This is a genomic window from Vibrio sonorensis (genome assembly GCF_001854765.1).
GTDB classification, from domain to species: domain Bacteria; phylum Pseudomonadota; class Gammaproteobacteria; order Enterobacterales; family Vibrionaceae; genus Vibrio; species Vibrio sonorensis.
On the sequence record NZ_LJJE01000022.1, the window covers coordinates 38,120 to 52,383 of the forward strand.

Genomic DNA, 14,264 nt, shown 5'->3' on the forward strand with positions numbered 1-14,264 from the left:
TTAATGACCGCTAGAAACCGCGTGTCCGGCCGCATCTGCGACATGATGAGAAATCCATCCCGCTTCGTAGAAAAACGCTGTCATTGGCTCGACTAAGAAGACGATGCCAAACATACCGACCGTGGCTAACACAATGGTGTAAGGCAGCGCCATTATCACCATGCGACCGTATGAAAGTCGAATCAGTGGCGCTAGGGCAGACGTCAACAAGAATAGGAATGCAGCCTGACCATTAGGGGTAGCAACAGAAGGCAAGTTAGTACCGGTATTGATAGCGACAGCGAGAAGGTCAAATTGATCGCGAGTAATCAGCCCATTGACCAGGGCCGTTTTTACTTCATTGATATACACCGTTCCGACAAACACGTTGTCAGATACCATGGAAAGTAATCCGTTGGCGATGTAGAACAAGGCGAGCTGGGTACCTTTATCTTCTACATGCAGAACCGCATCAATGACGGGCTTAAACAGATCTTGGTCGATGATTACCGCTACGATTGAGAAGAAAACAGCCAGTAGTGCAGTAAAAGGCAGCGCTTCTTCAAATGCTTTTCCTAGTGAATGCTCCTCAATAACGCCGGTAAACGATGTCGCTAATACGATGACGGAAAGGCCGATTAAACCGACAGCCGCCAAGTGAAGTGCCAAACCAACAATCAACCAAACAGCGATAAGGCCTTGTACCCATAGTTTCGCTACGTCTTGGTTGGTGCGGTTTTGACGTTCTTCGTTATCGAAATCGACTAGGATCTTACGAACGTTGTCAGGCAACTGAGCACCGTAACCAAACACCTTGAATTTCTCTACTAAGGCACAAGTAATTAGGCCACAGATGAATACAGGTAAGGTTACCGGCGCCATGCGAACAATAAACTCGCCAAACAGCCAGCCCGCTTGATCGGCAATGATTAAGTTTTGAGGCTCACCCACCATAGTGGTTACTCCGCCAAGCGCAGTACCTACACCAGCGTGCATCAATAGAGAACGAAGGAAAGCTCGGTAGTTTTCCAAGTCATCACGGGTGAGTTCTGATAGGTGTTCGTCTTGGGTATGGTCGTGAGAGGCATTGGAAACTTTGCCCGAAGCCACCTTGTGATAGATAGCGTAGAAGCCGACCGCTACGCTAATAACAACCGCGATTACCGTTAAAGCATCGAGGAAAGCAGATAGAAATGCGGCGGCGAAGCAGAAAGCAACAGATAACGCAGCTTTAGAGCGAATTCCAAGTAGAATTTTGGTGAAAATGAACAGCAGAAGCTGTTTCATGAAGTAAATGCCCGCTACCATAAATATCAGCAGAAGCAGAACCTCAATGTTCGCCACAAGCTCATGTTTTACCTTGTCTGCGCTCGTCATCCCAATCGCTACTGCCTGAATGGCAAGTAAGCCACCTGGTTGAAGTGGGTAGCACTTTAGTGCCATAGCAAGAGTGAAGATAAACTCAGCTACTAACAGCCATCCTGCCGCGAAGGGACTGACAAAAAAGAAGACGAAGGGGTTTATGGCTAAAAAGGCAATTATGGCAACTTTGTACCAATCTGGGGCTTTACCTAAAAAATTCTTGATAAATGCATTTCCGAGTGACATCGGCATGGAACTTTACTCTTGTGTTGTTTTGTTAAGACACAGCATGTGCTTGATGCAGAAAAAGGCGGAAATCCGCACAGATTAAGCGACAACAGTGACTTAGAAAAACAACATAGACGAGATGCAGTCTTGCCAAGTCACTCCCTGAAATCGACAAGCACTCCTTTACTTGGCTCGCCACTCTACTCTTCGAATATTATTAGTCAATAACAAAGTCGGTAATGATAAAATGCTCAGTGGGATTTTGGTCAAAAACGCGATCAAAGTTACGTTAGTGCTAATTAATAGTTGTGAAAACAAGAATTCAGTGGCAGCGGGGAGGGATATCGATTTCAGGCAGTGGTTTTGTAGTGATAATTTTATGAAATAAGTAATCTAATTTTGCATTTTTGATATTAACAATTAGGTCTATAATCCTTTAGTCGTAAGGGTGCTTTGGTGTTTACAAAATGTAAAAAGATGGATTTCTTACACTAGGCCGATCTACCCATCTTCTTTTCATTTGAAAATAAATTAGAGTAGTTGCTCTATCATGAAATTGTCACAAGTTTCCTTTAGGTAAGTTTCCGATAGTTGCAAACTAGTGGTATGATGAGTTCATCCGACCCTAAAAAGTAACAACTGGACAAATAATTAATGGTCATCAAGGCAAAGAGCCCGGCAGGTTTTGCAGAAAAATACATTATTGAGAGTATTTGGAAAGGGCGCTTCCCTCCCGGTTCTATTTTACCCGCAGAACGCGAGCTCTCTGAATTAATTGGTGTTACCCGCACAACCCTACGCGAAGTTTTACAACGCTTGGCTCGTGACGGTTGGTTGACGATTCAACACGGCAAACCGACGAAAGTGAATCAGTTTATGGAAACTTCGGGTCTTCATATCCTCGATACCTTAATGACTCTGGATGCTGGTAACGCAACTTCTATCGTAGAAGATTTGCTGGCGGCTCGTACTAACATCAGCCCTATCTTTATGCGTTACGCATTTAAGGCCAATAAGGAAAATGCAGAAAGAACAATCACCAACGTGATTGAATCTTGCGAGGCGCTAATTGCTGCCGACTCATGGGATGACTTTATGCAGACATCGCCGTATGCGGAAAAAATTCAGCAGCACGTGAAAGACGATGGTGAAAAGGACGAGGCGAAACGTCAGTCAGCGCTTATCGCTAAAACGTTTAACTATTACGACTATATGTTGTTTCAACGGTTAGCTTTCCATTCGGGTAACCAGATTTATGGTCTTATCTTTAATGGTCTGAAAAAGCTGTATGATCGAGTGGGTAGCTACTACTTCTCGAATCCTGAAGCGCGCGATCTGGCGTTAAATTTTTATCGTCAGCTATTGGAAGTGTGTCAAGAAGGCAATCGAGAACAGATCCTGATCGTCGTTAGACACTACGGTATGGAAAGTGCGCACATTTGGAATCAAATGAAGACGACGCTTCCAACTAGCTTTACTGAAGACGACAGTTAAGTCACTATTCTAGATGAACGAAAAAGCCAGCTAAGTGCTGGCTTTGTTTTTTTGCGTTTTAGAGAGCTTGCAGTTCTTCTCGGCCGCCGGCCTCTTTGTACCATTTGGTCAAGTGAGCTTTTAAGTCTTTCAGCTCATCTGGGCCAATTAGGGCCAAACCTAAATCTTCTGCACGGGTGATATCGTTATATCTTAGCGGACGAAAGCTCACTAACATTGCACGAGCCTGTAAGCCCCCTAGTAGGTCTCTAAGCGATTCTAGCTTGTATAGGGTATCATCCCCATCGTCTCTCATTCCCTTGGTCTTACATTCAATGATATGAAGCTTGTTGTTGGCGACGCTGGCGACATCGAGTTCGTTGCGCACCTCTCTGTCTCCAAGTTGACGATACACCTGAACATTTAACGAGTGGTCTTGGATGGTCGGAAGCTCTTTTTGGATCTGTCGTACTGTGCTGTGCACTAACGTTTCTAGCCATTCGCCGTTGGAGAATCGCCTCGCATCTTCGTTGGCAAAGGTTAGTACACCGTCTTCGTATGTTGCGATTTCCGCCTCTACAAGGTCGGTCAATAGCATATTGAGTTCGCGGTATCCTTGCTGCTTGTCTGATAGTCTTACATCCAAACACTGTTCTTTGCGACACGTGGTCGCCAAGTAGTTGAGCGTGGCCAATCCCGGGCCCAGCTCTAAGGCGTTGCCTGCCCATCTTTCACCTAGCTCATAAAGCTTTTGGTCTAACTGAGGTGGCAGTTCATTTTCATTAAACTCTCCGCGAGCTCCAAATACGGTGAGGTAATCGGCTACCGTGATATGGTCTTGTACCTGAGTGTCTTCTCTTCCATCTGGATAAAGCCAACACAAGCGATCACTGTTTGGTTCGACAACGAAGATAGGCCAGTGAAAAGTACGGAAAACTTCATAAACCGACAACAAGCGATGTCGCAATCCACAACTGGCGTTGAGTTTTACGTGATGTCCGCGGGCCTTCAAATCTTCGGCCAGTACTTGAATGGCTTTTTTGATTTCGGAGGTATTCGCGACATTTGGTATTTTGAAATACTCAGAAGTGATCCCGCGCTGAGCCAAAACTGAGTGAAGTCGCAGGTACATCTCTTCCTGTTCGTCGACACCAATAAACACGATGTGGTTACTGATGGTTCGATTGTCTAACAAAGGAGTTACCAATCGAATGGGATCTTGGTCGATAATGCCAACATGAACTGCCATAAATTATCCTCATGTTTGGCTTGCGGATAATGGGAATTAAAAGGGGAGCAAGCCATGCACCTAGGCATACAAAAATGCCTTAGGTATTCATCTATATGAAGATATTGAAGGAAAAAAACAAGGGCGACTTGTAAAAAGTCGCCCCTTAACATGATTTAACTCAATTTTATAGCTTGAATCGATGTACAAGTTCACCTTGTTGGCTGGCGAGAGCGGTTAAATTACTACTGGTGTTAGCTATCGCTTCCATCGCCTTATAACTCGTGTCGGCGATTAGGTTTATCTCTTCAATGTTTTGCGCAATTGAGGTGCTGGTTTCACTTTGCTCAGCCGCCGCTTGAGAAATGTGACCACTCATATGACTGATCTCCATTATCAAGGCTTGGATCTCCTCCATAGCACTGTTGGCATTGGACGCTTGTTCAACCGACATGGTCATCTCTGCCATACAGCTCTCAATCATATTGTTTGCACTGCTAGAGCTAGATTGCAGGTTGCTGATCATATTTTCGATTTCGGATGTCGAATCCGTGGTTCGCTGCGCGAGGACGCGAACTTCATCAGCTACTACAGCAAAACCTCGGCCCTGTTCTCCTGCACGAGCCGCTTCGATGGCGGCATTAAGTGCGAGCAAGTTGGTTTGCTCTGCGATGTTTCGAATCACGTCCAAAATTGAACCTATGTGACCACTCATCTTTTGCAGCTCTTTTACCGCGTCTACCGATTCGTTTAAACGGCTTTCAAGCTGGTTGATAGTCGTGATGTTGCTGTTCATCACTTTTCGGCCTTCTTGGGAAGCGGTTTCAACCTGTTCCACCATACGCTGAGAGCTTTGTGCACTTTGCGCGACTTCCTGCACGGAGTGTGACATCTCTGTCATTGCTGTAGCCACGTTGGCTGTCTGTGTGCGCTGCTGACTGAGTTGCTTGCGCGCGTCACCTGAAGTGGACTCATTGGAGTTTGCTGTAGCGGTCAGTTCATCTGATGCTTCATTTAACTCTAGGAGTATATTGTGCAGGCTGTCGGCCAACGTATTGATGTGACGACTCAGTTGGCTGAACTCGTTGTTGTAACGAATTTCGATACGTTCAGTCATGTCACCTTTAGTGAGACTTTCTAAGGTGGCCAGAATGCGTGTTAGAGGGTCGCGTACACTCTTGGCAATGTGGTATCCGATGCCTCCCGCTAACAGCACGACAACAAAACCGATTACTACAGCGCGGACTACGCCTTGATCATACACTTCACCCGCTTCTTCAAGTGAAACGAGTAGGCCGTCTTTTGCTACCTGACTAAAGCCAAATAGCATGGTCATTGCGGTATCAACTTCCTGAGTTAAGTTGCTGATGTTTTCGTACAATGCGGCTCGCGCTTGTAAATATCGTTGTGCTGATCGAGCACGCCGCCATTTTTACCAATATCGATAGTGAACTGATTCACTGCTTTGTCAAAGGACTCTTTTAGCTCTGGCATTTGAGCCGTTAGCCCGCGGTATGCGTAGGTTAAATGTGTGACAGCCTTTTTGTTTTTCATTACCGCTTTAGATACAAACTCAGAGTCGCTGCTAGCAAGGGCATCTGAGGTGATCACTTCTGCGTCTTTAAGCTTGACGAAGTAGCTTTCGGCCATGACTTTAACTGCAATGTTGTCAGAGCCGTCGACGACTTCTTTCATACCAACACTGAGTTCTTGGTGTGTGCGCTGGAAACTACGTGTAGAGGCTGCGACTTTCTCCTGAGCAGAAAACATAGCCTGATAGTTGTCCATCGCCTGTTCTGCTTCAGAAAAGTAGCGTGCTTCCATCTCTTTTAGCTGGGCAAATTGCTCCACCAACTCTGGATGTTGTTGCGATGCGACTTCTAGAGCAGTCAGTGCCTCGATAAACTCTTTGTGCGCTTCTGCAAATTCTGCGCGCCTTACTTTCATTCTATCTTGGCTTTGTGTGGTCAAAAAATCTTTAAAATATTTGTCCGCCGTAAGCAGCTTTACGCTGGTTTGGTTGGACAATGACACTAGCGGGAGTGAAGTGTTCGATACAGTTTCAAAATTGTTGTGTATCTGCTCCATTCCTCGCATCATCATAAAAGTTGTAATTGCAAACGTTATGATGATCAGTGCAAATCCGGCGTACATGCGCCTTATCACTGAACCTTTCATAAACCTCTCCCTAAAAAATATAACGACCCTCATGTCTAAAAGTACCAAAAACGAGACTAATGTATTGAGGAAGAGACACACGTTTTATGACGGACAATACAAAAATTCCCGTCCGTTACCATACTCTTGACGATATTGTTAAGTGAACACTGTTTTTTATTGAGGTTTTGTGCTTCATGACGCATACTCGAACGCAACATCATTCAATTGCGCAAAAAGGGAGTGTTTCATGGCTGAAGAAACCATTTTCAGTAAAATTATTCGCAAAGAAATTGACGCCGACGTGGTTTATCAGGATGACTTGGTAACCGCGTTTCGCGATATCAATCCAAGAGCTCCAGTCCATCTGCTCATTATCCCTAATGTACTTATCCCTACGGTTAACGATGTAGAGGCGGAACACGAGCTGGCATTGGGCCGAATGATTACGGTCGCAAAGAAACTGGCAAAAGAAGAAGGGGTCGCAGAAGATGGCTACCGCTTGATTATAAATTGCAACTCTCACGGTGGACAAGAAGTGTACCATATCCACCTTCACCTTCTTGGGGGTAAGCCTTTAGGTCCAATTCATATCGGCTAAGTTGTTTGAACCCTCTAACGGTTTTCTTGTCCCAAGAGTATAAGGAATACCAACCAATTTAAGGTGCTTAACTAAACGGATAAGCACCTTATTTAGCAATAAAGATAATAACTAGAATGGAGTTTGGAGTGCACTTAGCATTTAGGGTCGTTTTAGTGGCGTTTAGCTCGGTTGTTTTTGCAGGGTGTGCGAATTTGTCTGCTGGCAATCTTTTCAGCCATTATTCTGCACAAAATGCCAAGGTCTATCAGGAATTACAAGCAGGTGAGTACCAGCGAGCTCAAGACGCGTTAAATGACTCCGTGGGGGGAGAAATACTCGATAATTTTGAAAAGGGCAGAGTGAGCTTCCTCAACAAGGATTATCAAGGAAGCTTTGATTACCTTTCTCAAAGTGATCAAGCAGTGAGACAGCAGCAAGATCTCGCGGTCATTTCAGTTTCTGAAAGCTTGACCAGTGTTGGGGCTTTAGCGATTAACGACAACTTAAGTACCTATTATCCAGCGGATTATGAACTAGGTTTTTTGCATCTCTACCTAGGATTGAACTACCTCAAAAACAATGATTTGCAAGGTGCGCTTATTGAAATGAGACGTGCAAATCAAGTCCAAGAAAAGGCGAAAAAAGAGCGAGAGGAATCACTGGCAGCGGCAGAAGAAGAGTTAAAAATTAGCGGCATAGCTCCTAATATGGGAAGTGTGTTATCCAACTATCCAGATGCAGGTAAAACGCTTCAAGCCGTTCAAAATGGTTATCTACTTTATTTATCAGCCCTATTGTACGAGACCGATGGTGATTTAAATGCCGCGTATGTTGACTATCGCCGTGCGTTAGCCGTATCACCGAACAATGCTGAAGTCATCGATGGCACTATGCGTGTGGCACGGCGTCTGGGTATGCAAGAAGACTTGGCTAAACTACAAAGCCGTTACGGCGAGTCAAAAGCCATCTCAGGCGGTGATGCGAAAGTTATTGTTCTTGAAGAACAAGGGGTAGTAGAAGCCTTACAAGGGTGGAAGGTTTCTTTACCTGTTTATGACAGTCAAGGTAACAGCGCCTTGTATTCTCTTGCGTTGCCCTATTATCGAAACACGACCCACGTGCCGTATTCGTCGCTGTTTCTCAACGGTGAGGCTTTAGTTAGCGATAAACTGGTCGATGTAGATCTAATGGCTCAGCAAGGGTTAAGTGAAAGAATGCCTAGTATGGTCGTTCGACAAGTTCTACGAGTAGTGGCGAAAGATCGCATTCGCAAAGAAACGGCCAATAAAGAAGAAAACGTTGGCAATCTCTTGTTTAACGTTTGGAACACTTTAACCGAACAGCCGGACACGAGAAGTTGGCAAACTTTGCCGAGAGTGGCGTTAAGTGCAAGTAGTATTGTAAATAGCGGCGTGCAAACGCTAATAGTAGACGGTCAAGAGTATCAGTTTAACGTGACTGAAGGTCGCACCGCTCTAGTATGGATATCCCGTCAGGGTGGAAATGCCACGATTTGGCATAAACAGTTGGGAAGATTGTAATGAAAAAATGGTTAATAGCGCTTGTGGCAGTATTGGCTGTTGTTGGGTGCTCTAAAAACACGGCAGGGCTTCGAGTTGACGGAGCTTCTCAGACGGTTCACTTTGGTGACAACGTTCTTGGTAGTCGTTTAAATATTGACGATATCGCGACGGTCGATGTTGATGGGCACGCTCGTGGTGTCGTTCGTTTGACAAGTCTCTACAAAAGCGACCAACACATTCAGTATCGATTCTACTGGTATGACGAACAAGGTTTAGAAGTCAATACAAAGTTGGCACCGTGGAAACAAGCGATCATTCGTGGCGAGGAAAGTGTTGCTCTGTCTGAGGTCTCTTTAAACCCTAACGGTAAACAGTTTCGCATTCAAATTCGCGAAAACGATCAATAACAACATAATGCCCGGTTCGGGTTAGAAATCTTGAACTGGTATATTTTGGCGTGTTGGCTTTGAAACGGCATTGTTTATGCAAAGTCAATTACGCGGAGAAAAGCTGGTAATTGAGGAACCAATAATGATGAAAAAAAGTGCGATTGCATTAATAGGCTTAGCGGTTGTCTTGGGCGGTTGTTCAAACAAAGTGAGTTATGGTGATGCGCAGGCGGTTGAAACCACAACTATCGACTTTGGTTCAACGGATTTACAGAAAATTGCACACGAGATGGTTGATAGCATGCTTGTTTCCGGTTCGGTTGCGGCTATTACTCGCGATTCTCGTCCAATCGTATTTGTTGACCGCATCAAAAATAAAACCAGCGAACATATTGATACTGAGTCCGTGACTGACAGTATCAGCACTAAAATGCTGAACTCGGGTAAGTTTCGCTTTGTTGATATGAGTAAAGTAGAGTCAGTTCGCGACCAACTTAAGTTCCAAAACAACGACGAGCTTGTCGACCAAAGCACCGCCATTCAGTTTGGCAAAATGGTTGGCGCTCAGTACATGCTGTATGGAAACCTAGCAAGTATTGCCAAAAATGCGGGTAGTGACAAAGACGTTTACTACAAAATGACCATGCGTTTGATGGATCTAGAAACTGGCCTCATTGAGTGGGCTGATGAAACAGAGATCCGCAAACAAGAGTCGAAAAGCCTTCTCGGTTTTTAGGTTGAAAGAGGTGTTCTATGGCGAGATTAAGCTGGCAAGAAGCGAAGCTACTCGATGACTCCTTAACGTCATTAGAACCTTTTTTCTCAGTGCCCCCAGAATATGCACAAACTTTAACTGGGGGGTTGACCAACCGTTGTTGGAAAATCATGCTGCGGATAACCAATCTTATGTTTGGCGCCCCGCAACCTCAATTACTAAGTCATTCTCTATCTCGCGCTTTCAAGAGTACCAAATACTCAAAGCGATTGAGTCGACCACTATCGGCCCCAAAGCCTTGCATATCAATGATCGCGGCCTACTAGTAGAGTGGATTGAAGGGGAGTCGTTAACCGATAACCTCGCCTTTGACTCCCTGCTCAAAGTCATGACGCGTATTCATAACATCGATACCCAAAAAGTGCCTGTGGCCGCTTTTAATTACACCGCGAGAGTGGATCACTATTGGATGTTGATAGAAAACCACCTCAAGCTTGATCCTTATGTAGAGATATACCAAAAATGGCGTCACGCCCCTAATTTGGCCGATGTTGGGCACTGTTTGTGCCATTTTGATTTGGCGGGATACAACATGGTTGATACCGAGATGGGGAAACGCGTAATCGACTGGGAATACTCTGCGATTGCTGATCCGCGACTGGACTTGACGTTAAGTATCGACATCTATGAAGAAAACCCTTTGGAGTCTGTCTATCGGTATTGCCAGTTGAGAGAAGTTGAAGGGGTCGACGACTGGGTTGAAGGTGTGCTCGCGTGGAAACCCAGAGCAACTATGATGGCGATGCTTTGGTATTTGCTGGCGTACCAGCTTTGGGGAGAGGAAGATTTTTTACGCCAAGCAGAGAAATTGGCGTCTTCATTTTGCAGCTAAGATCACTGTTTTTAAGCGTTTCAGAGATAATTTTTTATCACCCCTTTAAAACCTTAGCCTTCGTGGTAGATTAAAACAAAAGCCCAAAGAAAGTAATGTTTGTTATCGCTTTGGGCACTCAAGGATGGGGAGACTCTATGATTATCTACTTACACGGCTTTGACAGCACAAGCCCGGGTAACCACGAAAAAGTACTGCAGTTGCAGTTTATAGATGATGACGTGCGATTTATTAACTACAGTACTCTTCACCCTAAACACGACATGCAACACCTACTCAAAGAAGTCCACAAAGTTATTGAGCAATCCGACGATGAAAACCCAATTATTTGTGGTGTTGGATTAGGCGGGTACTGGTCAGAAAGGATAGGTTTCTTGTGCGGTATTAAACAGGTGATTTTTAACCCCAATTTGCATCCTGAACTGAATATGCAAGGGCGTATTGATCGACCCGAAGAGTACGAAGATATCGCCACTAAATGCGTTGAAGAGTTTAGGGTAAAAAACAAGGATCGTTGCCTTGTGGTGTTATCTCGCAGTGATGAAGTTCACGACAACAGTAAAACGGCGTCTGCGTTGGAACCATACTACGAAGTGGTTTGGGATGAAGTGCAGACACACAAGTTTAAAAAGATCTCCCAGCACTTGCAGAAGATGAAGCACTTTAAAGAGAGTTAAAATACATCAGTCACAAGTGATAAGCGGCACCATATGGGTGCCGTTTTTTATGACAAAATGTTTATAAAGCGCAAACGTTACCCAAATAGTGTGATCTAGACATTATTTTGTTGCACCTGAAAATTTGCTCTATATAATGAAAGACCTATAAATTATTTGATAAATATCAAAAAAAATTGAGAGCAAGAGCAGAACTTGCCCATATTTTCCGGATAAACACCGGCATTACACTGAATCTAGCATCCAATCGTGGATAACAGGCGCACTACCTCTATAGCTCGCCAAAAATGGCAAAAAAGAATTTAGTCGGTTTGATTGTGGATCGGGCCGACGTCCAGTTTAGTTAAATTTAGAGGAAAGCTGTTGTGACACGTATTATCGTAGTAGGCGGCGGTGCAGGCGGACTAGAGCTTGTCACCAAACTAGGCCGAACATTAGGCCGAAAAGGACGTGCAAAAGTAACTTTGGTCGATCGCAAGTCCAGCCATTTGTGGAAACCATTGCTTCACGAAGTGGCGACAGGTTCTTTGGACGAGGGGGTCGATGCACTGAGTTACCGCGCCCATGCCAAGAATCATTACTTTGATTTCCAACTCGGTGGATTAGAAACCATTGATCGCGAACGCAAAGTGATTACATTGCACGAGCTTCGCGATGATAACGGTGAGTTGTTGATGCCAACCCGTGAGTTGGAATACGATGTTTTAGTAATGGCTATTGGCTCAACGTCGAACGATTTCAATACGCCGGGTGTCAAAGAAAACTGTATTTTCCTAGACAGCCCAGAGCAAGCGCACCGTTTCCGCACCAATATGAACAATGAGTTCCTCAAACTTCATGCGAAAAACGGCCAAGGTAGCGTAGATATCGCTATTGTCGGGGCTGGTGCAACTGGGGTAGAGCTTTCTGCTGAGCTACACAATGCCGTAAAAGAGCTACGCACTTATGGTTTTGGCGATCTTGATTCAAGCAAACTTAACGTAAACCTTGTTGAAGCGGGTGAGCGTATTCTTCCGGCACTTCCTCCACGTATTTCCAGTGCGGCGCATAGCGAACTTACCAAGCTTGGTGTAAACGTTCGCACCGCTACTATGGTTACTCAAGCGGATGAAGATGGCTTGATGACAAAAGACGGTGACAAGATCCCTGCGCAAATCATGGTTTGGGCGGCAGGCATTAAAGCACCAGATTTTATTAAGGACATTGCCGGTTTGGAAACGAACCGTATCAATCAGCTAGTGGTAAACGATACGCTGCAAACCACCCGTGATGAAAACATTTTTGTAATTGGCGATCTAGCACAATGTACTCAAGCAGACGGTACTTTTGTGCCACCACGAGCTCAAGCAGCACACCAAATGGCGAGCTGTGCTTACAGTAATATTGTTGCTAAGTTGAATGGCCGCGAGCTAAAGCCTTACGTTTACAAAGACAAAGGTTCACTGGTTTCTCTGAGTCGTTTCTCGACAGTGGGAAGCTTAATGGGCAACTTGACCAAAGGGTCTATGATGGTTGAAGGTCGTATCGCACGAGTGGTGTATATCTCACTCTACCGCTTGCACCAGATGGCTCTTCACGGCATGTTCAAAACAGGACTTATCATCCTAATGGGACGAATTAACCGAGTATTAAGACCTAATCTTAAACTCCACTAATCGCCCAAGCGTCCTTTCAAATGCGACTAAGCCCACTCAATAGTGGGCTTTTTTATGTCAGTAGATTCTAGATGGTTTCGCCGCGGGCAGTGAGTTATTTAAAGCGACCTGCGCGCTGTATAAATTCGATTTTGTAACCGTCTGGATCGGTAATAAAAAAGAAGGTCGCTAAGGGCACATCTTGGTGATGAAAAGTTTTAATTTCAGTCCCTTGGATACCTAGGCTTATAAGTCTTGCGCGAGCATTTTCAATATCTTCAACACTAACAGCAAGGTGACCGTAAGCATTTCCGTGGTCGTACGCTTCGGTCTGACCGTGGTTGTGGGTTAACTCTAGTTCAAAACCTGTTTTCTCATTAGCGAGATAAGTCAGACTAAACCCTTCAAAAACATACTGATTAGCGACCTCTACTTCCAGTGCTTTGCGATAAAAATCAATTGAAGTTTCTAAATCTAGCACTCTGATCATGCTGTGAATCATTTTGGTCATACGTACTCCTGTGTTTAGCTTGATAAACTAACTCTTCCAATAGCAAAATTGGTAGTACGTGAGTACGACAGCGGTCATTGTTTGGTTAGAAGTTTCCCTGTTTGGCTGCATTGAGGGTCTGTGTCGGTTGCTTGGCATAGAGCAGACATGCGCAGCGTAACAACGAGGCGAAATTGTTGACTTCACCGTTGTGTTCAAGGGCTTCTTTATATACTGAAGAAATAAAACGAGGAACACTCATATCTTGGCTCTGGGCAATTTCTTCTAGTATCTGCCAGAAGCTTGCTTCAAGTTTTACACTGGTGACGTGTCCATCAATTCGAATAGAGCGAGTTGAAAACTGGTAGTTCTCTTTAGGTTGATGAGCAAATATTTCACACATATCTATTGGTCATTATTTCGATTGATGTGACATTTTGATTGGTATGAAGCTTGATATCAAGCCCTTTATCTTACGCATTCTTTATTGGGTTAGTTCTTTAAAAAAGTAATGTGAATTTGATGTTTATATCTATCCTTATTAAGTTGTTTTATTAACTTGATGAAATAACAAGTCGTATTATTAGTAATTGGTTTCAGTATATGTTCTAGGTTTCTAATTACTTACAATAGTTATTAGAAGTAAGCCGTAAATTTAGTAAAAAATTCTATGTAAATCTGAGTTTTATATGTTTTTGTATTTTCTTTCTTGAAGGGTTGAAAATGTCTTTGTATGTATAAGATTATGATTAATATTCAAAATTAGCCCAGCTTAATGACTGAATATACCGATCGATAAACTGTATATGGAGGTGTTTTTAGCTTGCACTATTTCATACTGTATATTTTATTCGTTTAAGCTTGATAAATTTGTTTGTTTTATATAATACTTTTTTGCTATAAATTAATTCCTTTGCTTGATTTAAATAACCTA

11 protein-coding genes and 2 pseudogenes are annotated in these 14,264 nt (G+C 44.0%); 8 read left to right on the forward strand and 5 right to left on the reverse strand.

Annotated features, from left to right (window positions below):
- On the reverse strand, window positions 1–1,593 hold the full coding sequence (nhaB, locus tag BLO31_RS03910) for a Na(+)/H(+) antiporter NhaB (protein WP_070962979.1): 1,593 nt from the start codon (window positions 1,591–1,593) through the stop codon (window positions 1–3).
- 630 nt (window positions 1,594–2,223) lie between these two features.
- Between nhaB and fadR the strand changes: the two genes are divergently transcribed.
- A complete protein-coding gene (gene fadR, locus BLO31_RS03915) occupies window positions 2,224–3,063 on the forward strand; it encodes a fatty acid metabolism transcriptional regulator FadR (RefSeq protein WP_070962980.1) in 840 nt (279 codons plus the stop codon).
- A 58-nt stretch (window positions 3,064–3,121) separates the two neighbouring features.
- Here the strand turns inward: fadR and BLO31_RS03920 are convergent, their stop codons facing one another.
- Window positions 3,122–4,291, reverse strand: coding sequence for a DUF1887 family protein (locus tag BLO31_RS03920; RefSeq protein ID WP_070962981.1), 1,170 nt, complete (start codon window positions 4,289–4,291; stop codon window positions 3,122–3,124).
- A gap of 166 nt (window positions 4,292–4,457) precedes the next feature.
- Window positions 4,458–6,448: pseudogene (locus BLO31_RS03925) on the reverse strand (methyl-accepting chemotaxis protein).
- Between the two features lie 229 nt (window positions 6,449–6,677).
- On the opposite strand from BLO31_RS03925, the gene hinT reads away from it, so the two are divergent.
- From hinT to BLO31_RS03960, 7 genes and pseudogenes are all read left to right on the forward strand, one after another.
- Window positions 6,678–7,028 carry a purine nucleoside phosphoramidase gene (gene hinT / locus BLO31_RS03930; RefSeq protein ID WP_070962982.1) on the forward strand — a complete coding sequence of 117 codons (351 nt, stop codon included), beginning with the start codon at window positions 6,678–6,680 and terminating at the stop codon, window positions 7,026–7,028.
- 116 nt (window positions 7,029–7,144) lie between these two features.
- Window positions 7,145–8,551 carry a COG3014 family protein gene (locus BLO31_RS03935; protein ID WP_070962983.1) on the forward strand — a complete coding sequence of 469 codons (1,407 nt, stop codon included), beginning with the start codon at window positions 7,145–7,147 and terminating at the stop codon, window positions 8,549–8,551.
- Window positions 8,551–8,940 (forward strand): YcfL family putative periplasmic lipoprotein, encoded by a 390-nt coding sequence (locus BLO31_RS03940; RefSeq protein WP_070962984.1) that lies wholly within the window; start codon window positions 8,551–8,553, stop codon window positions 8,938–8,940. Before BLO31_RS03935 ends, BLO31_RS03940 begins: the two co-directional genes overlap by 1 nt.
- A gap of 127 nt (window positions 8,941–9,067) precedes the next feature.
- Window positions 9,068–9,658: a penicillin-binding protein activator LpoB gene (lpoB, locus tag BLO31_RS03945; protein WP_070963097.1), complete on the forward strand. Its 591-nt coding sequence runs from the start codon at window positions 9,068–9,070 to the stop codon at window positions 9,656–9,658.
- Between the two features lie 17 nt (window positions 9,659–9,675).
- Window positions 9,676–10,529: pseudogene (locus tag BLO31_RS03950) on the forward strand (phosphotransferase).
- 137 nt (window positions 10,530–10,666) lie between these two features.
- A complete protein-coding gene (ycfP, locus tag BLO31_RS03955; RefSeq protein ID WP_070963098.1) occupies window positions 10,667–11,206 on the forward strand; it encodes an alpha/beta hydrolase YcfP in 540 nt (179 codons plus the stop codon).
- A 365-nt stretch (window positions 11,207–11,571) separates the two neighbouring features.
- Window positions 11,572–12,861 (forward strand): NAD(P)/FAD-dependent oxidoreductase, encoded by a 1,290-nt coding sequence (locus BLO31_RS03960; RefSeq protein ID WP_070962985.1) that lies wholly within the window; start codon window positions 11,572–11,574, stop codon window positions 12,859–12,861.
- A gap of 94 nt (window positions 12,862–12,955) precedes the next feature.
- Here the strand turns inward: BLO31_RS03960 and BLO31_RS03965 are convergent, their stop codons facing one another.
- Both BLO31_RS03965 and BLO31_RS03970 read right to left on the reverse strand, forming a co-directional pair.
- Window positions 12,956–13,351 carry a VOC family protein gene (locus tag BLO31_RS03965; RefSeq protein WP_070962986.1) on the reverse strand — a complete coding sequence of 132 codons (396 nt, stop codon included), beginning with the start codon at window positions 13,349–13,351 and terminating at the stop codon, window positions 12,956–12,958.
- A gap of 85 nt (window positions 13,352–13,436) precedes the next feature.
- Window positions 13,437–13,733, reverse strand: a complete 297-nt coding sequence (locus BLO31_RS03970) for a ribbon-helix-helix domain-containing protein (protein ID WP_070962987.1) — start codon at window positions 13,731–13,733, stop codon at window positions 13,437–13,439.
- Window positions 13,734–14,264: the final 531 nt, after the last annotated feature.